At 65.8% G+C, this 24,258-nt stretch carries 15 protein-coding genes and 1 pseudogene; 8 read left to right on the top strand and 8 right to left on the bottom strand.

Annotated features, from left to right (window positions below):
* Positions 1–125: 125 nt before the first annotated feature.
* Positions 126–1,394, bottom strand: a complete 1,269-nt coding sequence (locus tag AC1EJR_RS00280; RefSeq protein WP_477146783.1) for an MFS transporter — start codon at positions 1,392–1,394, stop codon at positions 126–128.
* A gap of 241 nt (positions 1,395–1,635) precedes the next feature.
* Here AC1EJR_RS00280 and AC1EJR_RS00275 point away from each other — a divergent pair.
* Positions 1,636–3,247 (top strand): annotated as a pseudogene (locus tag AC1EJR_RS00275) (TonB-dependent receptor family protein).
* A gap of 110 nt (positions 3,248–3,357) precedes the next feature.
* Here the strand turns inward: AC1EJR_RS00275 and AC1EJR_RS00270 are convergent.
* Entirely contained in the window at positions 3,358–4,950 is a 1,593-nt protein-coding gene (locus AC1EJR_RS00270) for a peptide chain release factor 3 (protein ID WP_092294181.1), read from the bottom strand.
* Between the two features lie 76 nt (positions 4,951–5,026).
* Complete coding sequence (locus tag AC1EJR_RS00265; protein ID WP_477146782.1) at positions 5,027–6,034, bottom strand: YihY/virulence factor BrkB family protein; 1,008 nt, start codon at positions 6,032–6,034, stop codon at positions 5,027–5,029.
* A gap of 1,275 nt (positions 6,035–7,309) precedes the next feature.
* Between AC1EJR_RS00265 and AC1EJR_RS00260 the strand changes: the two genes are divergently transcribed.
* Positions 7,310–7,630: a hypothetical protein gene (locus AC1EJR_RS00260; protein ID WP_477146781.1), complete on the top strand. Its 321-nt coding sequence runs from the start codon at positions 7,310–7,312 to the stop codon at positions 7,628–7,630.
* Positions 7,631–7,819: 189 nt separating this feature from the next.
* Here the strand turns inward: AC1EJR_RS00260 and AC1EJR_RS00255 are convergent, their stop codons facing one another.
* The 3 genes from AC1EJR_RS00255 to AC1EJR_RS00245 all read right to left on the bottom strand — a co-directional run bounded on the left by AC1EJR_RS00255 (position 7,820) and on the right by AC1EJR_RS00245 (position 11,583).
* The gene (locus tag AC1EJR_RS00255) at positions 7,820–9,193 is read right to left on the bottom strand and encodes a sigma-54-dependent transcriptional regulator (protein ID WP_092294389.1); all 1,374 of its coding nucleotides are present in this window, start codon (positions 9,191–9,193) and stop codon (positions 7,820–7,822) included.
* Between the two features lie 125 nt (positions 9,194–9,318).
* The gene (locus tag AC1EJR_RS00250; RefSeq protein WP_477146780.1) at positions 9,319–9,774 is read right to left on the bottom strand and encodes a hypothetical protein; all 456 of its coding nucleotides are present in this window, start codon (positions 9,772–9,774) and stop codon (positions 9,319–9,321) included.
* Positions 9,775–10,209: 435 nt separating this feature from the next.
* Positions 10,210–11,583: an NCS2 family permease gene (locus AC1EJR_RS00245; protein WP_092294190.1), complete on the bottom strand. Its 1,374-nt coding sequence runs from the start codon at positions 11,581–11,583 to the stop codon at positions 10,210–10,212.
* A 329-nt stretch (positions 11,584–11,912) separates the two neighbouring features.
* Here AC1EJR_RS00245 and AC1EJR_RS00240 point away from each other — a divergent pair, with 329 nt between their 5' ends.
* Both AC1EJR_RS00240 and AC1EJR_RS00235 read left to right on the top strand, forming a co-directional pair.
* Complete coding sequence (locus AC1EJR_RS00240; RefSeq protein WP_008646365.1) at positions 11,913–12,116, top strand: cold-shock protein; 204 nt, start codon at positions 11,913–11,915, stop codon at positions 12,114–12,116.
* A gap of 1,492 nt (positions 12,117–13,608) precedes the next feature.
* Positions 13,609–14,703 carry a replication protein RepA gene (locus AC1EJR_RS00235; RefSeq protein WP_477146779.1) on the top strand — a complete coding sequence of 365 codons (1,095 nt, stop codon included), beginning with the start codon at positions 13,609–13,611 and terminating at the stop codon, positions 14,701–14,703.
* A 105-nt stretch (positions 14,704–14,808) separates the two neighbouring features.
* Here AC1EJR_RS00235 and AC1EJR_RS00230 read toward each other — a convergent pair whose 3' ends face one another.
* Positions 14,809–15,012, bottom strand: a complete 204-nt coding sequence (locus AC1EJR_RS00230) for a cold-shock protein (RefSeq protein WP_006159056.1) — start codon at positions 15,010–15,012, stop codon at positions 14,809–14,811.
* 392 nt (positions 15,013–15,404) lie between these two features.
* Here AC1EJR_RS00230 and AC1EJR_RS00225 point away from each other — a divergent pair, with 392 nt between their 5' ends.
* Together AC1EJR_RS00225 and AC1EJR_RS00220 are read left to right on the top strand one after the other, a co-directional pair.
* A complete protein-coding gene (locus AC1EJR_RS00225; RefSeq protein WP_092294390.1) occupies positions 15,405–16,061 on the top strand; it encodes an AAA family ATPase in 657 nt (218 codons plus the stop codon).
* A 5-nt stretch (positions 16,062–16,066) separates the two neighbouring features.
* Entirely contained in the window at positions 16,067–17,095 is a 1,029-nt protein-coding gene (locus tag AC1EJR_RS00220) for a ParB/RepB/Spo0J family partition protein (protein ID WP_477146778.1), read from the top strand.
* A 73-nt stretch (positions 17,096–17,168) separates the two neighbouring features.
* Here the strand turns inward: AC1EJR_RS00220 and AC1EJR_RS00215 are convergent, their stop codons facing one another.
* The gene (locus AC1EJR_RS00215; protein ID WP_477113109.1) at positions 17,169–18,764 is read right to left on the bottom strand and encodes a phage integrase family protein; all 1,596 of its coding nucleotides are present in this window, start codon (positions 18,762–18,764) and stop codon (positions 17,169–17,171) included.
* 275 nt (positions 18,765–19,039) lie between these two features.
* Between AC1EJR_RS00215 and AC1EJR_RS00210 the strand changes: the two genes are divergently transcribed.
* Both AC1EJR_RS00210 and AC1EJR_RS00205 read left to right on the top strand, forming a co-directional pair.
* Complete coding sequence (locus tag AC1EJR_RS00210) at positions 19,040–22,714, top strand: autotransporter outer membrane beta-barrel domain-containing protein (RefSeq protein WP_477146777.1); 3,675 nt, start codon at positions 19,040–19,042, stop codon at positions 22,712–22,714.
* Between the two features lie 410 nt (positions 22,715–23,124).
* Positions 23,125–24,009, top strand: a complete 885-nt coding sequence (locus AC1EJR_RS00205) for a helix-turn-helix transcriptional regulator (protein WP_441591189.1) — start codon at positions 23,125–23,127, stop codon at positions 24,007–24,009.
* Positions 24,010–24,258 lie beyond the last annotated feature (249 nt).

Here is a 24,258-nt window from a genome sequence, read left to right as displayed (position 1 = left end):
GGGAGTGCAGGGATTACAACTTTCGGCCGTGAGCCGTTGTAATCCCTGCATGGAGAGCGCGGGCAGCAGGGCCCGGCGGGAAGGTGTGCGCAGAAACGGGTACGCTTTGCCCGGATCGGAAGCGGTCAGCGCGCCGGGGCCGGGCGGTCGTGGGGATGATCGTGCAGGCGGTCTCGGTCGGCCAGCGCCGGGAACAGCCGCATCCACGCGAACACCACCAGCACCGTGCCGGCGCCGCCCAGCAGCACCGCGCCCACGGGCCCGAGCAGCGCCGCCGTGACGCCCGATTCGAACTCGCCAAGCTGGTTCGACGCCCCGATAAACACCGAGTTGACCGCCCCCACGCGACCCCGCATGTCGTCCGGGGTATCGAGCTGCACCAGCGTCTGGCGCACCACCACGCTGATCATGTCCGACGCGCCCAGCACCACCAGCGCCCCCATCGAGAGCGGCAGCCAGCTGGAAATGCCGAAGACCATCGTCGCCACGCCGAACAGCGCCACCGCGCCGAACATCACGCGGCCCACGCGCCGGTTCAGCGGGTTCCGCGCCAGCCAGAGCGCCGTGACCAGCGCGCCGATGGCTGGCGAGGAGCGCAGCAGCCCCAGCCCCCAGGGGCCGGTGTGGAGGATGTCCCGCGCATAGATCGGCAGCAGCGCGGTGGCGCCGCCGAGCAGCACCRCGAACAGGTCCAGTGACACCGCGCCCAGCAGCACCTGATGGCTGCGGATATAGGCAAAGCCGGCAAACAGCGTCTTGATGCTGACCGGCGTGGTCAGCCGCTGCGCGGCCTGGCGCAGCTTGAGCGTGGCCACCAGCACGGCGGCGATGGCGAACAGCACGGCGCTGATGGAATAGACCACGCCCGGGCCCGCCACGTAGGCGAAGCCGCCCAGCGCCGGGCCGATGATGATGGCGGTCTGGCTGGCGGAACTGGCCAGCGCCACCGCGCGCGGCAGCTGGCGCGGCGTGACCACGCTGGGCAGCAGCGCCTGGAGCGTGGGCGTCTCGAACGCGCGACAGGCGCCGATGGCCGCCACGAACAGGAAGATGTACTCGCGCGTGATCCCGCCCGAGAAGCTCGCCACGGCCATCGACACGGCAATCACCGCTTCCAGCGCCTGGCAGGTACGCACGATCCGCCGGCGGTCGAAGCGGTCGGCCACGTGGCCGGACATCAGCAGCAAAACGATCGACGGCAGGAACTGCACCAGCCCGACCATGCCGAGCATGAAGGGATCGCGCGTGAGGTCGTACATCTGCCAGCCCACCGCCACCGTGAAGATCTGGTAGCCGATGGTCGTGCAGAGTCTGGCGAACCAGAAATGTCGGAAGGCGGGGTCGCGGAAAACGGTGTCCGGCTCGGCGGCCGGCACAGGTGTGGCGGTGGACATGGGGGGCGGCAGGAAGGGATGCGATGTGCGCCGGATGACACACGTGATGGCAAACGGGCGCGCGGCTCGTCGGTCATCGTACAAAGCTGAGAATTCTAGCCGACCCGACCCGAGGGCGCTGAATTCTCCATGTATCAATGTTGATGCATTCCCGCCACACCGGGGACAAATTGCGCCGTCATGGGAATCATTCGTATTTATAATCCGGGCAACTTTTGGCAAGTATTCCCTGGACCTCATCGTGCTGCCCGCATTTCGCCTCAACGTCGCCGCCACTGGCGTCGCCCTGCTCTGCCTCTCTGTGTCGGTCTCGGCACAAACCGCTCCCGAATCCGCCGAAACCCCGAACGCCCCTGCCAACGGCAGCACGCTGAACGCCGTGACGGTGGTCGGCAACTGGCTCGAGGCGCCGAACGAGGAAAAGGTGCTTGAGCACCCGGGCGCGCGGACCATCGTCGACCGCGAAGCGATCAAGGAGACCGGCGCGAACAATGTGCGCGATGTGCTCCGCCGCATTCCCGGCGTGCAGGTCCAGGACAGCAACGGTACGGGCGGCAGCGACATCTCGCTGAACGTGGGCGTGCGCGGCCTGACCTCGCGGCTTTCGCCGCGCTCCACGATCCTGATGGACGGGGTGCCGCTGGCTGTGGCGCCGTATGGCCAGCCGCAGTTGTCGATGGCACCGCTGTCGCTCGGCAACCTGGAAGCGACAGCGCCGCCTGACCACGGCGCCGCGTAATTACCACGTGTTCGCCTTCGAGCCGCGCTACTCGCAGCTCTTCCGTACCGGCAGCGTCAGCAACGAAGTGAGCGTGGGCTACCGCTACCTGCGCGAAGCAAGTGATGAACAAGCCACTCGCACGGCGTTCTATCGGCCCGGCTCGGTGAACGCGCCGGACCTCGCCGCGCCGGTCTACCAGTGGCGCACGGGCGGCACCACGGCCAATGCGGTCTATATCGATGACACGATCAATTTCGGCAACTGGACCATCACGCCCGGCCTGCGCTACGAATTCATCCGCTCGGACCTGACCGACCGCTTCACCAACGTGCGCACCGATGTGTCGTCGAACGAGCCGCTGCCGTCGCTGGCCGTGCTGTACCACATCAGCGACAACTGGACCGCGTTCGCCAACGCCGGCGTGTCGTTCGGGCCGCTGCAGTATTTCCAGATCGCCTCGACCACCAACGGCCTCGTGCCGGAGAAGGCCAAGACCTACGAGGTCGGCACGCACTTCAACAGCACCAACGGCTGGGGCGGCGAGCTGACGCTGTTCAACATCGACTTCGACGACGAACTGCAGCTGCGTGGCGGCACAGGCGGCGCGCCGGACGCGTGGACCAACCTCGGCGCCACGACGCACCGGGGCGTGGAATCGTCGATCCGCTATGACTTCGGCACGCTGTCGAAGACGCTGGCCGGCCTGAGCGCGTACGCCACGTACACGTTCACCGACGCCACGTACAACCAGGGCAACTTCGCCGGCCGCGACCTGCCGTTCTACTCGCGCCACGTGGCCACGCTGGGTATGCGCTATGCGCGCAACCGCTGGGCGTTCAACCTGGATGGCTTCGCGCAGTCGAAGCAGCGTTCGCCGGGCGACCCCGCCACGGCCACCGCCTACCAGACGGCGGAGACGGCCGATGGCCGGCTGGGCGATATTCCGGGCTACGCGCTGATGAACATGCGCCTGGGCTACGACTTCGGCAAGTCGGCGCAGAACCTGAAGCTGGCAGTGGGGATCAAGAACGTGTTCGATCGCCGCTACTTCACGCGCTCGACCGACAACAACTTCGGCAAGTACGTGGGCATGCCGCGTACGTTCTACATCCAGGCATCGCTGGCGTATTGAGCGATTGTGCTGGCAGCTCAAACGCTGCCGGTTTGCTCCCCTCTCCCGCATGCGGGAGAGGGGCCGGGGGAGAGGGATTGAGCCAGCGGCACGATCCCCACTTCCCCAGGTCAGACGATCTCGCGCGTTTCCAGGAACTGGAGGTTCGGGAAGCGCTCCTGCGTCAGGCGCAGGTTGACCATGCTGGGTGCCAGGTAGACGTGGTCACCGGCGCCGTCCAGCGCCACGTTGTGGCCGGCCTTCTCGATCAGCTTCTCGATCTCGGCAGCATCGCCACGCAGCCAGCGCGCCGTGGCGCATTCATGCGATTCGAAGATCGCATCGACCCCGTACTCGTGCTCCAGCCGGTGCGCCACCACATCGAACTGCAGGATACCGACCGCGCCGAGCACCAGATCGTTCGACGCCAGCGGGCGGAACATCTGCGTCGCGCCCTCTTCGGCCAGCTGCTGCAACCCCTTCTGCAACTGCTTGACCTTGAGCGGGTTGTTCAGCCGCGCGCGGCGGAAGAACTCGGGCGCGAATGACGGAATCCCCGTGAACTTGAGTCCCTCGCCCTCGGTGAACACATCGCCGAGGCGGATCGTGCCGTGGTTCGGCACGCCGATGATGTCGCCTGCGTAGGCTTCCTCGGTGGTGTTGCGGTCCTGCGCCATGAAGGTGATGGCGTTGTTGATGGCCACCGTCTTGCCGGCCGAGACGTGCAGCAGCTTCATGCCCCGGTCGAACTTGCCCGAGCAGACGCGCACGAAGGCGATGCGGTCGCGGTGGCGCGGGTCCATGTTCGCCTGGATCTTGAACACGAAGCCGGTGAACTTGGCTTCCTCGGGCTCCACCACGCGGCTCTCGGTCTGGCGGGCCAGCGGCGGGGGCGACAGCTCGCACAGCGCGTCCAGCATCGACTGCACGCCGAAGTTGTTGATCGCCGAGCCGAAGTAGACCGGGGTCTGCTTGCCGGAGAGAAAGGCTTCCCTGTCGAAGGTATGCGATGCACCGCGTACCAGTTCGATTTCCACGCGCAACTCGTCCGCCTGGCTGCCCAGGATGCGGTCGAGTTCGGGGTTGTCCAGCCCGTCCAGGATCGCGGCGGTGCCCTTCTCGCCCTTGGGGTCGAACAGCTGCACCTTGTCCTCGATCATGTGATACACGCCGCGGAACGCCTTGCCCATGCCGATCGGCCAGGTCATCGGCGCGCACTGGATCTTGAGCACGTCCTCGATTTCATCGAGCAGTTCGATCGGCGAACGGCCTTCGCGGTCGAGCTTGTTGATGAAGGTCAGGATGGGCGTGTCGCGCAGGCGGCAGACGTTGAGCAGCTTGATGGTCTGCGCTTCCACGCCGTTCACCGAGTCGATCACCATCACCGCCGAGTCGACGGCGGTCAGCGTGCGGTAGGTGTCTTCCGAGAAGTCCTCGTGGCCCGGGGTATCCAGCAGGTTGACGATGTTCTCGGGGACGTCCGGCCGGCGGCGGTAAGGGAACTGCATGACCGACGAGGTCACCGAGATCCCGCGCTGCTTTTCCAGTTCCATCCAGTCGGACGTGGCGTGGCGGTCGGCCTTGCGGGCACGCACTTCGCCGGCCACCTGGATGGCGCCGCCGAACCACAGCAGTTTTTCGGTCAGCGTGGTCTTACCCGCGTCAGGGTGGGAGATGATGGCAAAGGTGCGACGACGCGCAATTTCGGAAACGAGCGAGCTCACGGCAACGGAATCTGGTGACTGACAGGCAGGATCGGGTGGAGGGCCCCGGGCGGGGCACAGGGAATGGGGCGGTATTTTACCGGTTCGCGGCCCCCGGCGKGGTGGCGCCGTGCGCGGCACCCGGCCCCGCGCGGTTTTCCATCGCCGGATCCCGCCCGCGCAGGCTGCCGAACTGCAACGCGTACTGGCGCGTCAGCTCGGCGCCGAAGAAGAAGATTTGTGCCGAATAGTACACCCACAGCATCAGCGCCACGACCGAGCCGGCCGCGCCATAGGACGACGCCACCGCGCTATTCCCCAGATAGATCCCGATCAGCCGCTTGCCTACGGCGAACAGCAGCGCGGTGATGATCGCGCCCATCGTCACATCCCGCCAGGCGATGCGCGCGTTCGGCAGCATCTTGAAGATCACCGCGAACAGGGCCGTAACCACCGAGAACGAGAACACCGTGGAAATGGCATCCGCCACCGGGGCGAACCAGGAGGCCGTCCACAGCGCGCCCCAGAAGCGGTCGATGACGGCCAGGGCCGCGTTGACCACCAGCGAGACCAGCAGCATGAAGGCCAGCGCCAGCACGATGCTGAACGACAACATCCGCGCGCGGAGCAGCTTCTTCCAGCCCGCGCCAGCCGGGGGCGGGGCGTGCCAGATGTCGTCCAGGCTGCTCTTGAGTTCGGCGAAGGCACTCGTCGCGCCGACGATCAGGATGCCGAACGCGATGGTCGCCGCCACGCCGCTACCCCCGGCGCGGTGCGTGGCGGCCAGAATCCCCTGGATGGCGGCGGMGCCCTGCTCGCCCACCAGACCGTTGAGCTGGGAGAAGATCTCGCCGCGCGCAGCCTCGGCGCCGAAGAACAGGCCGGMGATCGAGATCACAAGCACCAGGATCGGCGCGAGCGAGAACAACATATAGAAGGAGAGCGCCGCGCCCTTGCTGGCCGCGCGGTGCTCGAACCAGGACTGGATGGCGGCCGAGACCACGCGGAAGGTGCGCGCGGCCGTGTGGCGGTCGGGCAGGATGCGTCCACGCTGGGGCCGGGGCGGCGCGCCCTCGGGCGGCCGGGAAGCTTGTTCAGGAGGCATGCCGGATCTCGGATGGTGGAGGGTGATGACCTCGTCACGTTCAGAGCATGGACGACGCGGCCGGGGCTGTCTGACCGCGCGCGTCCGACCTGCGTTCATGATAATGCGCATCCGGAGCGGCGCCGGTGCAACCTGCTACAGTAAGTTCAGGCACACCCGCCGGCGCGCGGACCCGCCGCGCCCGGCCAGGAACAGGAGACTTCCGTGATCCGCACCTCGATCAGGCGCCCCGTTGCCGCGCTCTGCCTTGGCCTGCTGGCGCTGGCCGGCTGCGAACAACAGCGTGGACAGCCGGGGCCGAAGCCCATTTCCGGCGCCACGTCCAATGTGACCCCGGGCGACCGTCCGGCACCGATGGCGCCGAGCGCATCGGTCCCGTCGGGCACCCCGCGCTAGCCGCCGGCGCCTCGCGCCCATCCTCCCCTGCCCTGCCACGCCGGCTCGACGCCCGGCGAGCGTACCCGTTTCTGCGTCGATCCTCCCCGCCACCCTCATGTTTCAGCCCTGCAACCGGGTGCACACGCGTGCCGCGCCTCCGTGCGGGCGCGTCCGGGCTGCGCATCAGGACGCGCCATCGGCCCTGCCGCCCCACCGGCACGCGCAACGGCGTGCCGCCGCGCGGTCATTCGGGGGCGACATGTGCTGCCGCCTCCCACTTTGGCAGCGTTGGCAAGGGCCAGGGCAACGCGCGATGACGCGCCGATCGCCCCAGCCGCCCTGCCACATGTCACACGACCACGCGCGCCTCCGTCCGCTTGCGTTACAGCGGCGAAACCGATCGACGCCGCCTGGCGTCCCGTTCCGGGGCTGGCACAGGTGCCGACGTCGCGCAGCCCCTATAAAACAAGCGTTCGGCGCGCATTGGCACACTTGTCGCTCTGTACCGGGCAGGGAGAAGCACGCGCCTTAGACAACTATTCGACTGACACGCAGGAGGAACCTCCGCCATGCGTCATCCGCCCGCGCGAATGACGGCACGCAGGCGCGCCCATCGGTTGGCGGGCCCCGCACCGTCCGTGATTGACCTGCTGTCGCCGCCCCTGCTTCCGTCGCCCCGCCAGCCACTGCGCCCGATCGCCTMGTATTGCGCCGCGGCCAGCCGCACGCTGGCGGTGTCCGCCAGCCGGCGCCGCAACGGGTTGCCGGCAGGCTGAGGGCACGCCGCAGGGACAACATGAGATGACAGCCGACATCGGCATTGCTTGCAGTATTTGAAAGCTTTACGTGCTCCGTCCCCCGGCGGGCACCTTTTTCCAGCAAGGGAGTGAGCCACCCATGAACGCCAGAGTCCCCGCCATCATCGCGCTGGCGCTGCTCTCGACCGCGACGACTGCCGCGTTCGCCGGCAACTACGCGTACTTCGACCGGCCCGACTGCGCCAACCTCAACAGTCACGCCGCCCTCAGCAATGACAGCTATGTGCRCAGCTTCGCCTGGGCCTGGGGCGATCTGACCTTCGCGCCCGACCAGAGCGCGAACCACCCCGACGAGCGCCAGGCGCGCGACAGCGCCGAGCCGCGCGACCCGCTGCCCACGCGCGGGCCAGTCGACGCCACGCCGCCAAGGCACCGGCGCGACAAGATCAGCATKAGTTGAATGGACTAAGGAACGAAGGGAGGGAGGCAGGAACGATTCTTGTGTGCGATCGAGATTGAGGACGATCTCCGCGCGGGCCAGGCCGCGCTAGCCTGCCGCTGCTGTCCGGGCGGTGGGACGAAGGGGGTCCGGCGAGCGGACGTCGCCGGGTTCCCCCTGGCACTTCGGCACGGGCGTGCCCGGGGCGAATTACTCCGCCACGGCGCCCGGTTGCGAATCGACGCGGATGTTGTGCTTGTGCATGAGCCGGTACAGCGTCACGCGCGACACATTGAGTTCGCGCGCCGCCGGCACCACGTGAAAGCCGTGGCTGGCCATCACCGTGCGGATCGCCTCGCGCTCCGCCTCCTCGCGGATGGCATCGAGCGTCTTGCGCGGCAACTCCACGCCCCCATGCAATTGCAGGTCTTCCGCAGTGATCTTGCGGTTGTCCGTCATGACGATGGCGCGCCGGACCCGGTTGATCAGCTCCCGCACGTTGCCCGGCCAGGCGTACTGCATCATCGCCTGCGTGGCGCACGCGGAGAAGCCGCGAATACGCCGGTGGGCCTCGTGCCCGTGCTCGGTCAGCACCGCGTTGGCCAGCAGCAGGATGTCTTCGCCCCGATCGCGCAGCGGCGGAATCGTCAGCGTCAGCACGCAGAGTCGGTGGAACAGGTCGGAGCGGAAGCGGCCGTCCGTCTGCGCCAGCACCAGGTCCACGTGCGTGGCCGAGATGATGCGCAGGTCGAGCGGAATCGACTGATGCCCGCCCAGCCGCGTGATGCAGCCCTGCTGCAGGAAGCGCAGCAGCGCCACCTGGCTCTCGAGCGGCAGGTCGCCGATTTCATCGAGGAACAGCGTGCCGCCCTGCGCCTGCTCGATCCAGCCGATCTTGCGCGCGTTGGCGCCGGTGAAGGCGCCTTTCTCGTAGCCGAACAGTTCCGACTGCACCAGGTGCGAGGGAATGGCGCCGCAGTTGATCGCCACGAACGGGCCCTTGCGGCGGCTCGATGCCTCGTGGACGGCCTGCGCGGCCAGTTCCTTGCCGGTGCCCGACTCGCCCGAGATGAAGACCGGCGCGTCGTTGTGGGCCACCTTGGCCAGCGAGCGGAACATCACGCGCATGACGTTGCAGTCGCCGATCATCGGGCCGTGCGGCACATGCTCGGGCGCGCGCACGCCATGCAGGCTGGCCATGCCGTGGGCGTGCTTGAGCGTGTACGCCAGTTCATCGAACGAGAACGGGGTGCGCACGTAATCCACGCAATAGTCGCGGATCATGCGGCGGATGCGTTCGTCCTCGATCATCTCGTTGGAGGTGATCGCCACCCAGGTCACGTGCAGATGCTGGAGGCCCTGCTCCAGTTGGGTCAGCTCCGCATCGGAATAAGTCGATTGCAGGTCGAGGATGCCCGCCATGGGGGCACTGCCCCGCACCACGCGCTCCAGGTCGCGCACCTGCTGCACGCGCCGGATCTCCCAGCCCTGGCCGAATTGCTCGGCACTGAATCCAAAATCTTCGAAACGCGACACCAGCACGATCTGTGCGGAGCGTGTCGACGCTTTGCACAGTCGGTCCATGCCGTTCTCCCTGACGTTTGTCTTTTTGTTCGCGGCGGCCACCCCGGCAATCGGGCCGGAAGCGGGCCACATGGCCCGGCTGGTTTCCGCMGGCTGCGGGGGCTCCCMCGCGCGCAACGTCGGCATCACGGTCTGGACAGACTGCGAGACTGTTCTTCGAGCACGCTGTCGTAGTCACGGCCGGCGTGCAGTTCGTCGCGGATGCGGCGGCGCACCATGTCTTTCTCGCGCATCAGGTCCACGCTGGGCGCTTCGGGCGACTGGCCGGAGTACTGGAAGTAAAGCGCCTTGTAGGTGAGCTGGCTCAGGATCCATTCCTGGAGCAGCGTGCGCTGGCGCGCGAGTTCCTCGGCCAGCATGCGATGGCGTTGCATCAGGGCCTCGACGGCCTGGCGCGTGCGCGGCGAAATCTCCGTGTCCTCGGCGAGCAGCACGGCGACTTCGGTGTCCGGGCCGCCTAGGTCGGCGTCCCGTAGTGAAATATMGGACGCGTCACTGGCCAATGGCGCGCGGTGAATCGATCGACTGGCGGATGCACTGATGGGCCCGAATTCGGGACGCCGGATCTCTCCTGCGGTCATGATTTGTTCCCCGTTGAACAACACCCCCGGCACTGCGTACGATTACCACTGTCTATGTTTGGTTTTGAGCTGTCTGTTGTCTGCCACACGTGTCGGCCGTGTGGTCTGTTATGACTTCTGTGACTTCCTGGTGGCCCCGCCGCCGCTGCGAGACGGTCTCGTTGGACGCTCTCGGCCGATGGCGGCCRCCGCGCGCGGGCCGCGGCCCTCCATATAGGCCGGAGTCAAGAAAGGGCGCTCTCACGCGCCCTTCTTCTACTTCGCCTCTAGTTCAGTGCATTTGAGACGGTTTGTCCAGCCCGAAGTGATCGGTTTCAGCCATGTCTCATACTTTAGTGTGAGATCAKAATCTCACACTGCAGGCGACCCGTCAGGTTAATGAGCGCTCACATTTAACGCAGAATCGGGTACGGCGTCGGACGTTTTCGGTCGGTTTCAGTGCCCCGGCAGGTAATAGAACTTGAACAGAAACACGGCGGCGATGATCCACGCCATGACCGGTACTTCGCGCGCGCGGCCGGTCAGCGGCTTCAGCACCGCGTAGGCAATAAAGCCGAACGCGACGCCATTGGCCACCGAGTACGTAAACGGCATGCCGAGGACGGTGAGCACGGCGGGAACGACCTCGGTGACATCGGTCCAGTCGATGTCGACCAGCTCGCGCAGCATCAGGCAGGAGACATAGAGCAACGCCGGCGCGGTGGCATACGCCGGCACCGTGCCGGCCAGCGGCGCGATAAACAGGCAGGCCAGGAACAGCACGGCCACGGTCACGGCGGTCAGGCCGGTGCGGCCGCCGGCCTGCACGCCAGACGCGCTCTCGATATAGGCGGTGGTCGACGACGTGCCGAGCAGCGAGCCGGCCATGATGGCAGTGCTATCGGCCATCAGCGCCTTGTTGAGCCGGTGCATCTTGCCAGCCTTGAGCAGCCCGGCGCGGTTGGCCACACCCATCAGTGTGCCGGTGGCATCGAACAGCTCGACCAGGAAAAAGACCAGCACCACGTTGATGATGCCGATGGACAGCGCGCCGGCGATATCTAGCTTGAACAGCGTGGGCGCGATCGACGGCGGGGCCGAGAACACGCCGTGGAAGGTGTTGCCGCCGAACAGGAAACTGAGCACGGTGGTGAGCAGGATGCCGATCAGGATCGCACCCTTCACCTTCAGGCGGTCCAGCGCGACGATCACGAAGAACCCGATAGTCGCCATGATCGCGGGAGGCTGGTGCAGATCGCCGATGGTCACCAGGGTGGCCGGGCTGGCCGCGATGATGCCGGCGTTCTTCAGCGCGATGATCGCCAGGAACAGCCCGATGCCCGCCGTGATCGCACCCCGAATCGCATGCGGGATGCCATTGACGATCATCTCCCGGATGCGGAACAGCGTGACCAGCAGGAACAGGCAGCCCGAGATAAACACCGCGCCGAGCGCCGCTTCCCACGGCAGGCCCATGCCTTTGACGACTGTATAGGCAAAGTAGGCGTTGAGGCCCATGCCCGGCGCCATCGCGATCGGATAATTCGCAAAGAACCCCATGATCAGCGTGCCGATGGCCGCGGCCAAGCAGGTGGCGACGAACACCGCGTCCTTGGGCACACCGGCATCGCCGAGGATGCTCGGATTGACGAAGATGATGTACGCCATCGTCAGGAACGTGGTCACGCCGGCCAGCACTTCAGTGCGCACGTTCGTGTTGTGCTCGGCCAGGCGGAACAGGCGCTCGGCCAGGCTGGCGCTGGCCTGGCTGGACTGGAAGGCGGGCGCGGAATCGCTGCCCGGCCGCTCGGCGGGGTCCGGTAGGGACATGTCGGGTCTCCTGGAATGTGTTGCGCCTGCTTTCGTCTGGCTCGCCCGGCCCGGGCGGCAGCCATGGGCTGCATGACAGACAATAGGCAAAAGGCGGGATGATCCCATAGGCCAACGTGACGGTGCCAGCCCCTGGCGGGGAATCCCCACCTTGACGAAGCCGCGAATCCCCCGTATAAACCACAGCTAGATTCAAGCGACGAGGCAACAGTTCATTCGTTAGCCACCGTTGGTACTTCGGTTGTCCATGGTGTCCTTTCCTTGAGTTGGCAGTGCGATGGTGTGTGCACCATCGGTTTCTTTTTTATCTTTTTTTGGAAAGCAATACCATGCAAACCGGTATCGTCAAGTGGTTCAATGACGCCAAGGGCTTCGGCTTTATCAAGCCGGACGCAGGCGGTGATGATCTGTTCGCCCACTTCTCCGAAGTGCGCGCCGACGGCTTCAAGTCGCTGCAGGAAAACCAACGCGTGTCGTTCGAAGTCAAGAACGGCCCGAAGGGTCTGCAAGCTGCGAACATCACGCCGCTGTAAGCCAAGGTAGCTCCGGCACGCCGCAAGGTGTGCCAGCAACCGAAAGAGCCCCGCCATCACTGGCGGGGTTTTTTTTCGCCTGTTTTCCGCCGGATCGGGCTTCAGGTCGACCGGCTTCAATTTGTMGTGCGTCTTTTTTCGTGCCCCGCGCAGTCGCGCCGCAGAAACGGGTACGCCTTCCTGATTGATCTCCGCAGAAATGGGTACGGCTGGCGGCTGGCCGTCGCCTCGGCAGGCCGCTATCGCACGCAGAAACGGGTACGCATTGGCTTGTGGCGTCCCATCGCTCGAGGCCGGTTTCCTTCGATTTTTGCCTGGCTAGGGTGGGAATCCCCCGCGAGTTGTCCCCGCAGAATCGGGTACGCCGCGAAAGCCCGCCGTATACGGTCCGCAGCCTCGTATGGGGTCGCAGAAATGGGTACGGTTTCAGCAGCAGGTGACGTCGGAGGTGTGGATGCACGCGCAGAAACGGGTACGGTCGCTCAGGGCGCGGGAGATGTATACGTTCCGAGCGGCACTGCGGGGCGTMAACGTAGCGCAGAAACGGGTACGCAGCGGATTCCTCGGTTTGATTCGGTATACGTTGAGAGTGAGTACTGGCTTTTAAGCAAAGCTAATGCTATAGTCGGACTGGTTTTGCAGGCTGACGCATTGCGCCCGCAATTTGCGCAGAATTGGGTACGCACTTGGCATTTGCTGGCGCTGGAATCGCCGCAGAAATGGGTACGGTTCCCGGCAGCGCAGCAAAATGCTGCCAACTCGCAGAATTGGGTACGCCGCAGAAACTGGTACGCAACGAGGCTGGGAGGCTTCGAACCGGCCCAGCGCAGAAATAGGTACGCTTTGAGCCGCTTGGCCCGCAGAATCGGGTACGCATCGACTGGCTGGAAACCTCACGGCGCACCCATTTCTGCGGGGATAACGCGGTTGTTCACAGCCCCTCCACGCAGGGAAACGGCCGTCGGGTACGGTTCGCGCAGAAACAGGTACGCTTTTTGCCCATCCCGCTGTGGAAAAGCCTGTGGGATCAGTGAGTTATCCCCGCAGAATCCGGTTCGCTGTTTCCGCTGAAACGGGTTCGCCCAGTCGCAGATTCGGGTTCGGGGCTTCGCAGAATCGAGTACGCTTCCACGCAGAATCGGGTTCGCGGGGCGTACTTTTCCCTTTTGAAATCAACGGCGTTTTCCCTCCGTATACGGTTTACAAGTAGTTAACCCGTAACGGTATCGTTTACTTGTAGCTGATGCGCCGCCAACCGTGGACAACCCTGGCGGGTTGCCCACCGCATGCCGGCCATCCTGCCAGTCGTGAGAAACCCGACACCCGAAACAGATCGCTTGCAGAGAAGCCCGTCAGCGCTGACAGGGAACCGCAAGCTCGGGGGCAACGCGACCGGACAACCAAAACACACAAAGAACGTATACGTACCTGTTTCTGCGTGACAACGTTTACGGGTTCGCGTAAAAAGGCGGGTAATCCGAAGCCCGTCAATATGCCCATCAAACGCTCCCTGGCCACCGAGGGGGATCGCTCCGTCCTGCAAGGGGATCACGAGCCTTCCCGCATCATCGTTCCCGGTAACGAGAACGTCCTGGTTCCGTCCGAGAAATTCCAGCGCCTCTTCGACGAGGCCCAGGCGATGGAGCGCGAGGACGCCTGGCACAGTGGCGAAGTGGGCTTCCTGAGCCGCGCCAGCGTGCAGGTAACCCTGCCGTATCKCGCCCCGAAGGGCGCGCCGCCCGTGTGGACGCGCACCAGCGGCAACATCTCGCTGATGATCCAGCCGGGCTACTTCACGCAGCAGCGCTCCGAACGAGCGGCCAATGGTCGTCAGAAGCTCGTCTCCGAAACCGTTTCACTCGGGTATCCGTACGGCTCCTATCCGCGTTTGATGCTTGCCTGGATCGGCAAGGAAATCATGGCGAAGAAGAAGCGCGGCGAGTTTACGGGCACGGTCGAGGACCGCCGCATCTCGCTCGGCAATTCGCTGTCGGAATTCATGTACAACCTCGGCATTCCGATGGCCACCGGCGGCAAGCGCGGAACCATGACGCTGGTGCGCCAGCAAATGATCCGGCTGTTCTCGGCKACCATTGCGATCGTGCAGAACAAGTCGACGCCGACGCCCAATCAGACGCCGAATCACGAACCCCTGTCGATCGACCGGGTGGGCTACCTGCTGGCCGACCAGCTGTCGACGTGGTGGGACCCGATGCAGCCCGGTCAGGGCTCGATGTTCGAKAGCTTCGTGGTGCTCTCCGAGCCGTTCTTCAACGAGCTGGTGAACCGGCCCGTACCGGTCGATATGCGCGCGCTCAAGGCGCTCAAGCAGTCGCCGTTCGCACTGGACGTGTATTCGTGGCTGACCTACCGGTTCTTCACGATCCAACGACGCACCGAGATCCCTTGGGAAGCGCTCCAGATGCAGTTCGGTACCGAGACCGAGAGCGAGCGCAAGTTCCGCGCGCTGTTCCGCAAGGCGCTCAAGGATGTGCTGGTGGTGTATCCGGGCGCCAAGGTCGACGCCGATTCGTCGAAAGCCCTGGTCCTGCAGCCGTCCCGCACGAGCGTTCGCAAGCTGGCCTGAAGGCGAACTGACCGCTGGAACGAAAAAGGCAAGCGACGAGCGCTTGCCTTTTTCTTTTACCCGTCACGCGCTTGCGCGCATGGCAGGACGTTCAGTGAGACAGGGTCAGGCGGGCTTGATCGCCGATGCCTGCAGACCCTTGGGGCCCTGCTTCACTTCAAACGTCACACGCTGACCATCCTTCAGGGTCTTGAAACCCGAGCCCTGGATTTCCGAGAAGTGCGCGAACAGATCTGCACCACCGTCGTCCGGGGTAATGAAGCCGAAGCCCTTGGTCTCGTTAAACCACTTGACCGTACCGGTTGCCATAGGAATTTCCTTTCGAAGCAAGTTCTTGTACACAACGCAAACAACCGTTCAAGCACGTTGAGGTCTCGTAGATACCGAACGGAAGCCAACGAGGTTGACACGACTTGACTCGACTGTAGCGCGCATCATAACCAGTTTGTTCTGCTGTGTCATGTGCGGGGTAATGCGCACTATCTTTACTTTAGGCGGATTCTCTGCCTCTTTTCAAGAGGAAATCTCCGCAAATTTGAGGTAGGCGGTGTTTACCCTTTCACCGTGGCGTGGAGGTATCACGCTACGAGACATAAAATTTGAATAATGAAAAATGGGTTGTAGCGCACTGCCGATTTGGCTACAGTTCCGCCTGTAGAGAACTCGTCATGTGCGCTTTCAGCGCTGAAAGTGAGGCCAGTGTGGCAGCAAAAATCATTACCGTGTTCAACCAGAAAGGCGGCTGTGGCAAGACCACGGTAAGCATGCACCTGGCTGGCACGCTGGGCCTGCGCGGCGCCCGTTCCATGCTTGTCGATATGGATGAGCAGGGCACCGCCACGCGATGGGCCGCACAGGCGACCGACGAACGCCCATTTCCCGCTTCCGTGATCGGCCTGGCGCCGTCCGGCGGCGCGATGCACCGCGAAGTCCGCAAATTCATCCACGACTACGACTACATCCTTGTCGACTGCCCGCCCGCCGTGCATTCGGCCGCGCCGTCGAGCGCGCTCCTGATTTCCGACCTCGCGATCATTCCGGTTGTCCCGTCGCCGCCTGACCTGTGGGCGGCCGTCGCAGCGAAGACGCTTGCGCAGCATGCACAGGTCCAGAATGAGACCCTGCAGATACGCGTGATGGCCAATATGGTCCAGCGACGCGTCTCGATTGCCCGCCAGGCCATCGAGATCCTGGGGGATGACGGTGATGTGCCGCTGCTGAACGCCCTGATCGGCTCCCGTTCGGCGTTCCGGGAATGCCAGGCCATTGGCTGCACCGTGCACGGTGTGCCGGGCGCCCGCGAGGCCGTGCAGGAGGTCGACATGATGGTCGACGAAATCCTGTCCCTGATCGAGTAATTCCCATGGCAACGAAACTGAAAAGCCTGAAGGCCGGCATGCTGGCCGGCATGGCGGCGGAGAAAACCCGCAACKACACGATGGATCGCTTCGCCAGGGCGGAAGCGGCGATCTCCCAGCACCCGAATGGCCTGCTCCAGACCCAGCGTCCCGAGCGTCCGGTAGTTGCCGAAATCCAAACTTTCAGCGCTGAAAGTGCGGAGCCGACTGAAACGGGTCGTACGCTGATCAAGATCCCCATTGCGCAACTGCACGACAATCCTTTCAATGCGCGTCGAATTTATGATCCCGCAGTGGTCCAGGAACGTGCTGCGTCGATCGCTACGCATGGGCAGAAAACGCCCGGTCTGGCGGCGCCGGACCCGGTGCGCCCCGGGCACTACATCCTCATCGATGGTCACTATCGCAAGCGCGCCCTGGCCTCGGCCGGCAAGCTCGAGATGGAATGCTTTATCGAGAGCGACCTCAGCGACCTCGATTTCTACCGACTCTCGTTCCTGCTCAACGAGCAGCGCTCGGACCAGTCCGCACTCGACAACGCGATTGCCTGGCGGCAGTTGCTGGACGAAGGCAAGGTCCAGAAGGAGGAGGAGATCTGCGAGCTGACCGGGATGTCGGCGGGCACGGTTAACAAGACCCTGGCGCTGCTGAAGCTGCCGGACTCGGTGCTCGGCGTGATGCGTGAGCGACCGAGCGCCATCGGGATTGCCGCCGGTTACGAGCTGACGCTGTTCTGCAAGATCGCCGGCGAAGACCGCACGCGTGATCTGGCGACGCGCATCATGAACGACGGCCTGTCCAGCCGCGAGGTCGAGGCGATCCGTAAACATGCGCAGGAAGGGAAGTCGCGCAAGGTCAAGGAGATCAGCCGGCAGTACAAGATCCGGACCGAGTCGGGGCAGCTTCTCGGCACGATCAAGGAGTGGGATTCGGGCCGGGTAATGCTCGATGTTCAGCTGTCCGACCGCAATGCCCGGGAGGACCTGCTCGAGGTCCTTAAGGCGCGCTTCGGATTGGATAAAACGCTACTCTGAGTTCTTTGCAGTCGCGTTCGCTAACTCATTGTTTCATCGAACATTTGGATCGCAGCAAAAGGTACGCTCGGGGTCATTTTGGGCCGTCCGGCAACGGACGCCCGGCGAGCGCCAGGAGGCGCGGCGTGAACCCAATTTCGGCCAGTTCTCGCCCCGCCGCGAAGCGCTTCCAGGTACCCCGTAGCAACTGGTCCAAACCACTCGCGGCGTAGCCCGCACCGACCTGCGCCTGCTTGGCGCGACCCCGCGCCGTGGCGGGAAATTCGCTTGGTGCGAGCAGGGCGGCGTCGGCGTTCCAGCCGGCCTCCACCTGAATCCCGCGATCGGCCCAGTGCGCGCGCAGCGCCATCCAGACGTCTTCATCAAGCAGCAAACCTGAATCTTCGGATTCATTTCGGGCCCCGGGCAGCAGCCGCGCGCCGCGTCCGGCGAGCCGGACATCCCCCAGCCGCATCGCCGGCAGTGCCGAAATCCGCACCCCGTGCCGATGCACCAGCAGCGCCGTCGCCCGTGCGGCCCGGTGTCTGGGGGAGGCCTCCACCGCCCCGAGCCATGCCAGGAAGTCATCGACAACACCGGGCGGAAGCAAATTCGAGCGATTCGTTTCGATAGATTCCGACGCAGCAACGGGTACGCCCCCGGCCGGTACAGCCGCACCGCCTTGCCGCACCCCCGCCCGCACCATCGCCCGGAGCAGGGCGCGAACCACACGCAGGGAAGCCTCGATCGAGCTCGCGCCGAGTGGTCCCTCGAACGGCCGCCAGTGCGCCCGGTCTCGGGCGCCCGCCGGGCCGCACCAGAAGGCCGCCGGCTGGGGATCCGCCAGAAAGCTGCGGTAGCGCACGAGATCATCCGTCTCCAGCCCCCGGACCGAACCACGCTGCTGGGCGACCCAGAGCAGCAGCCGCTCCGCCTCCCGTCGATAGCTCCCGGCCGTATGCGGGGAGCCGCTGTGGCGGGCTACCCAGTCCCGAATGAACCGCAGGTCATCCCCGAGCACCGCCGCGCCGGGGTCGCCAGACGATGGCGCCAGCATGTGTTCGAGCGGAACGGGTTCGCGCATCGCCGGCCCCAGCCGCTCCGGGACCAGTGCGGGTCTGCTTCGGTGTTGTGACGGAGAAAGCACATATGGCCGCACCGCCGTCGCGATCACCGACTGCTGCTGACCCAACCATCGTGTGATGACTTCGGCGGATTGCTGGCCGATGCGTGGCACGGCACGCCACCAACTACTGCCGCGCTGGTTCGCCAGATCAGTCAAATCGGCGATGGTGCGCACGCCCCCCGTCGCCAGCCGGCGGGCGAGGCTGGGGCGGAACCACAGCGATACCTGATGCCCCGGCAGCGGCCGGCCCTGGCCGAGCCGCTCGATGGACGACAACGCGTCCACCCGGCGCGTCATCCCGGCGTCAGACCGCCCGCGCAGCGCCTCGAACATGGCCGCGATATCGGGCCGGTCGTGCTGGAGCGCGAACTGCACCAGCCGGTCGCGCAGCGTCAGGATGCGCTGTACCGCCTGATGCTCGGTCAGCACATCGTCATCGTCCGGATCGAGCAGGTAGCGATTGGCGATGTCCACCGGCCGCATGCCCTGGGCATACGCCCGGACCACTGCAAATTCGGTTCGAGTGAGCTTGGTAGCGGCGAGCGTGTCGGGATCCGTGCTCATGAAGAAGGGGTGGTAAGTGATTGAGTTATAACAACTTTAGCGGAGTGCCAATCCGTACCAGGCACTTTTGAATATCAAAGTGCAATGTAAATTATTTTCGATGGGAAGCCAAGGGATTTGCCCGGGATGGCCCCCTGGGCTCACCGTCTGCCGGTTTCGCTGAAACGCTTAAAACAGACCGCCAAACATTCGACTTCCGTTCTTCAGCCCAGTCTCCAGAATGAGGAAACCTCGCTGGTCAGTGTTAAGACCAAGCGGGCGAAGGGAGGCGACCCATGGTCAGCAGGCGGAGAAAGGCCGGCGTCGGCGTGGGCGCCGTGGGCGGCGTCGTTCTGGCGAGTCTGTCTCCCGCCGCGCACGGGCAGGCGGCCTGCCCGACCATCGGCACGGGGCAGGTATCCGCCACCACAGCCTGCACGGTCAGCGCTTCGGCCATCGGCACCACGGCAGCGGCGCCGGTGGCGATCACCGGCACCGGCGCCGGTGCGGATGTGACGGCGTCCGGCGTCACGCTGAGCCTCGGCGTGGCCAATGCGAACGGCGTCAACGCCTTGAGCGGGGCCCGGGTCTCGCTGACGGGCGGCGCCATCAATACCACCTCCAACGGTGCGGCGGCGGCCAGCCAGGTTGGGCTCAAGGCCGTTGGCGCGGGCTCCCGCGTAGTGGCCGATAACGTCCGGCTCAACCTGGCGCCGGCCAACTCGGTGTCGATGCAGGGCGTACGGGCCGAAGGCGGCGGGTCCGTGACGCTGACCCAATCGAACCTGACCGTGGGCGCCGCCGGCAGCGGGCGCAATTTCAACCATGGGCTTGTGGCCACCGGCGCGGGCAGCCTGATCACCGGTTCCGGCAACACCGTCGCGGTGGCGTCCAACTTCTCGAATGCCGCGCGCGCCGAACTGGGCGGCGCCATCGAGCTGTCCAGCAGCACGCTCACGGCCACCGGCACTGGCAATGCCGCGAGCGGCCCCGTGGCCGCCGCCGCCGCGGTCTCGGGCGGTCGCATTGCCATTGGCGGCAGCGGCAACCTGCTCACCGGCGGGCCGGCGACGATGGCGCACGGCGTGTTCGTGTCGGGCACCGGCTCCTCGGCCACCATCGACCAGGCTACGATCCGTGCCAGCGGCAACAATTCCGCCGGGGTCGCGGTCGACCTGGGCGGCATTGCGACCCTGACGAACAGCACGGTCAGCGCGCCAACCTATCGCGGCGTGTCGGTCACTGGCAACAGCGACGCCATGCTGACCGACGTCTCGGTCGATAGCGCGGGCAGTGCCGCCATCGCGCTGGGGTCCGGCTCGCGCATGTCGATCACGCGCGGCACCCTCAGCAGTGGCGGGCAGGTGCCCACGGTGAATGTCGGCGGCGTGGGCTCGACCCTGACCACCGAGGGCGTGGCGATCGTCTCCACGGGCAGCGCCAACGCACCCGGCATCGCTATCACCCAGGACGGCCTGGCGACGATCAACGGCGGCACGGTCGATACCTTCGGCACCACGGCCCGCGCCCAGCGCGTGAAGGGCGTCACGGCCGCCTTGCCCAATGCGCGGCTCGTGACCAATGGCCTCGCCATCCACAACCGGGGCGACGAGGCGATTGGCGTGGCCGCCGACGATGGCGGCACGATCGAGATCAACCAGACCTCAGTACTCACCGACGGCCGCAACGGCATCGCCGTCTACGCGGGGGTGGACCCGCTCAAGCCCAACGTGGCAACGGTGGTAGCCACGGCGTCCCACATCGAGACGATGGGCGAGATCGCCCACGGCGCGCTGGCGCAGGCGCGTACCGTGCTCGACGTGCCCGCGCGGGTCTCCCTGACGAATGGCACCACCGTCATCACGCACGGCACGGGCGCGATGGGGCTGCGCGCCGTGTCGAAAGGCCGGGTCGAGGCGCTGTCCGGGTCCAGCGTGACGACCGAAGGGGCCGCCGCGCATGGCGCCTTTGCGCGCAACGCGCTGAGCCTCGTCCTGATCGATAACGCCACCGTGAGCACCAGTGGCGTGGGCGCGCACGGCGCCGTGGCGCTGGACGCCGGCCAGGTCAGCGGCAACCGGGCGACCGTGACCGCCAGCAACGCGGACGCCGCCGCGCTCTACGTGGCCGGCTACAACGACACGTTCACCGCGCAGGTGCCCACCGGCGCGGACTTCACCGCCTCCGCGCTGACCAGCCGGAGCGGCCCGGCCATCGCCGTGGCCGGGCCGGGCACCGTGACGTTGGCCGGCTCGACGGTTTCGGGCGTCGAGTGGCTCCGCGTCGGCTCGATCGGGGACTTTCCGACGCTGCCGCCGCCCGAGGCCCCCATCGCCCGGCCGGAGCCGCTGCCGTCCGTCGACGATCCCTCAACCCCGCCGTCCGATTCGGTCGCGCCGCTCGCAGCCCCCCTGCCAGCGATCAAAAAGCCCCTGGCCGTGGGCGATGTCGCCACCGTCGATGTCTCGGCCTCAACGCTGACCGGGGCGGCGACCACGCTACCGGGCACCACGTCCATCGTCACCCTGCGCGACCAGACCACGTGGCACCTCACCGGCAACTCGACGCTGACCACGCTCACCAACGCCGCGAGCCAGATCCTGTTCACGCCGCCGTCGGCGGGCACGTTCAAGACGCTGACGGTGAACACCTACACGGGCGCCGCGGGCGGCATCGGCCTGAACACGGTGCTGGCCGGCGACAACGCACCGTCGGACAGGCTCGTCATCGACACCGGCACCGCGTCCGGCACCACCGGGCTGACGATCACCAACGCCGGCGGCACCGGCGCGATCACGCAGCGCGATGGCATCCTGGTCGTCGATGCCGTCAACGGCGGCACCACCGCTCCCGGCAGCTTCGCGCTGGCCCGCCGCGCCGTGGCCGGCCCCTATGAGTACCGCCTGTACCGGGGCAGCCTGGACGGCAGTCAGGCCGATGCCTGGTACCTGCGCTCCGAGCGCGATCCGTCACCCGATCCGCCCCCGCCGGGGCCGCCCACGCCAGGGCAGGCGCTGTTCCGCCCCGAGGTGGCCGCCTATCTCGCCAACCAGCGCCTGGCCGGGCAGATGTTCGTGCACAGCCTGCACGACCGCCTGGGCGAGCCGCAGTACGTGGAAGGCCAGCCGTTCGACAAGGCCGAGGACAAGCCGCGCTCGGGATGGCTGCGCGTGGTCGGCAAATGGGAGGGCAGCCGCAGCCAGGACGGCAATTTCAAGGTCGATACCGACAGCTTCCTGCTGCACGGGGGCGCGGAACTCGCCAAATGGAAGGTGGCGAGTGAGGAAGACCGCCTGCATCTGGGGCTGATGGGCAGCTACGGCTATGCCAGCAGCGACGCGAAGGCGGCCGGCAACCCGGCGTCCGCCAGCGGCAAGGTGGAGGGCTTCAGCGTGGGCGCGTACGGCACCTGGTACCAGAACGACGAACGCAAGCTCGGTACCTATATAGATACGTGGTTCCAGTACGGCTGGTTCGACAACAAGGTCGAAGGCGACACCCTGCCCACCGTGAAGTACCACGCGCAGGGCTGGGCGGTCTCGGGCGAACTGGGCTACGCCGTGCCGTTGCGCCACGACTGGGTGATCGAGCCGCAGGGGCAGCTGATCTACGTCGACTACCGCGAACACGACATTACCGAGCCCAACGGCACGCGTATCGCGGGTGCCGACTCCACCGGCCTCATCACGCGGCTCGGCGTCCGGCTGCATCGCACCTATGTCCGTGCGGACGCGCGCAAGTGGCAGCCGTACGTGACTGTGAACTGGTGGCATACCAGCACGGACAGCAGCGTCCGCTTCAACGAGGTGCCGCTCGGCACGCTGTATCCGTCGAATCGCTATGAATTGAAGCTGGGGCTCAACCTGTCGATCTCGACGCGCTGGACCGGCTGGGCCAACGTGTCGGGCGCCTGGGGGGCGCAAAGTTTCCACCAGTATGCGGCCCGGATCGGGGCGAAATATACGTGGTGAGCGCGGGTGTCATACATGTGATGTATGGCAAACACCCGCTGTAAAAGTGCTGAATGAGGCATTTTGTGCCGCAAGCAGCCTAGGCAAAAACCCAACACGGGAAAACCCCCGCAATGCAGCATTCGCTTGCAATCACTCCGCGTGCTTCCTATGCTGAACACCAGAATTCAATTTAATTTGAATCTGAGTTGCGAAGCATCTAACGCGTGTCATACGCGAAACGGGGCGGTAGGCATCCTCCGAGGGAGGGCCGGGCAGGACAGCAGCGAGCCAGGACGGGAAACGCTGCGAGGCTCAGGAGGCGATACCTATCGTATGGGCGTGCAGCCGTGCCAAAAGCGGAGCATGTCCAATCAGCGCGCAGTGGATTGTACGCGGCATCCGCGCGCGCCAATAAGAAGTGAGCGGCCATGGCCACCATCCTGTTGCTCGAGCCACATCCTTTGCTCCGCCTTGGGCTGCGCCACCTGTTGGCACAGGCGCATGTTCCCGGCGATCTCGTCGATATCGACCCCCAGTCCCTGCATGAACCGGATCCCTGGACGCACCACGCCGATCTGCTGATCTATGGCCTGCCCGCCGATGCGGAAGCCGGCTGGCTTGGCCTCGCCGGCCTGTGCCAGCGGCTGGAGCCGCAACGCGTGCTGGTGCTGGCCGAACACGTGCCGGCGCCGCTGCCCGAATTCGGCCTGCCCGAGACCGTGCGCGGCCTGCTGGCGAAAGCCTGCTCCGCCGAGGCGCTCGAAGCCGCCATCCGCCTGGTGCTGGCCGGGGGCGAATGCTTCCCGTCGCAGCTCCCGGTCATGCGTGGCGCCGAGCCGGCTGCCCATCCGTACGCCCAACTGGGCGGCGAGCATGCCCACGCCGCGCCGGTGCCGGTGCCGGCAGCCTACGCCGACGGCCGCGACAGCCGCCATGCCGCCGCGCCGATCGTCGTGCCGCTGCACGGTGTGCCGAGCCACGGCCCGCAGTCGCACGCCACGCCGCTGGAAACCCCGACGGCAGGCGCCCATCTGCTCAATATCACCGAGCGACAGTACGAAGTGCTGGCCCTGCTCGCGCGCGGCTATCCGATCAAGACCGTCAGCCGGCTGCTCAATATCTCGGTGGCCACGGCGAAGACCCATGCATGCACGCTTTATCAGCGGCTGCACGTGCGCAACAAGGGCGAGGCGGTCTACGTCGCGCTCCAGCGCGGCGCCACGCTGAACTGGCAAGGGCCGACGGTCACCGCGCCGGCCTCGATCCGCCCGTCCGCCGTCCTGCAGTCCCGGGAGGCCTGTGAGGCCGCCTGAGCGCGGTCGCGCAGCCATCCGCTCGCGTCCCCCTTCTGCCGGCCCGCCCTCATCCGAAAGCATGAGGCGGTGACCGGCTGCGGTTGCTAGCTTTATTGCAGGCCGATTTGCAGACCCATTGCGGACGGCGTCACCCGACGCACGCCGCCACCGTCATCCATCCCCAGCCTGCCATCTGTGCCTTCCCGGCTGCGCCTGCCGCGCGGGTAGGTCGTGCGTGTGCCCAATCGGCACGCGTTCAGTGAACCG

The sequence above is a fragment of the Cupriavidus sp. 05T42 genome (assembly GCF_056396345.1).
This window is presented reverse-complemented; position numbering and strand designations above follow the sequence as displayed.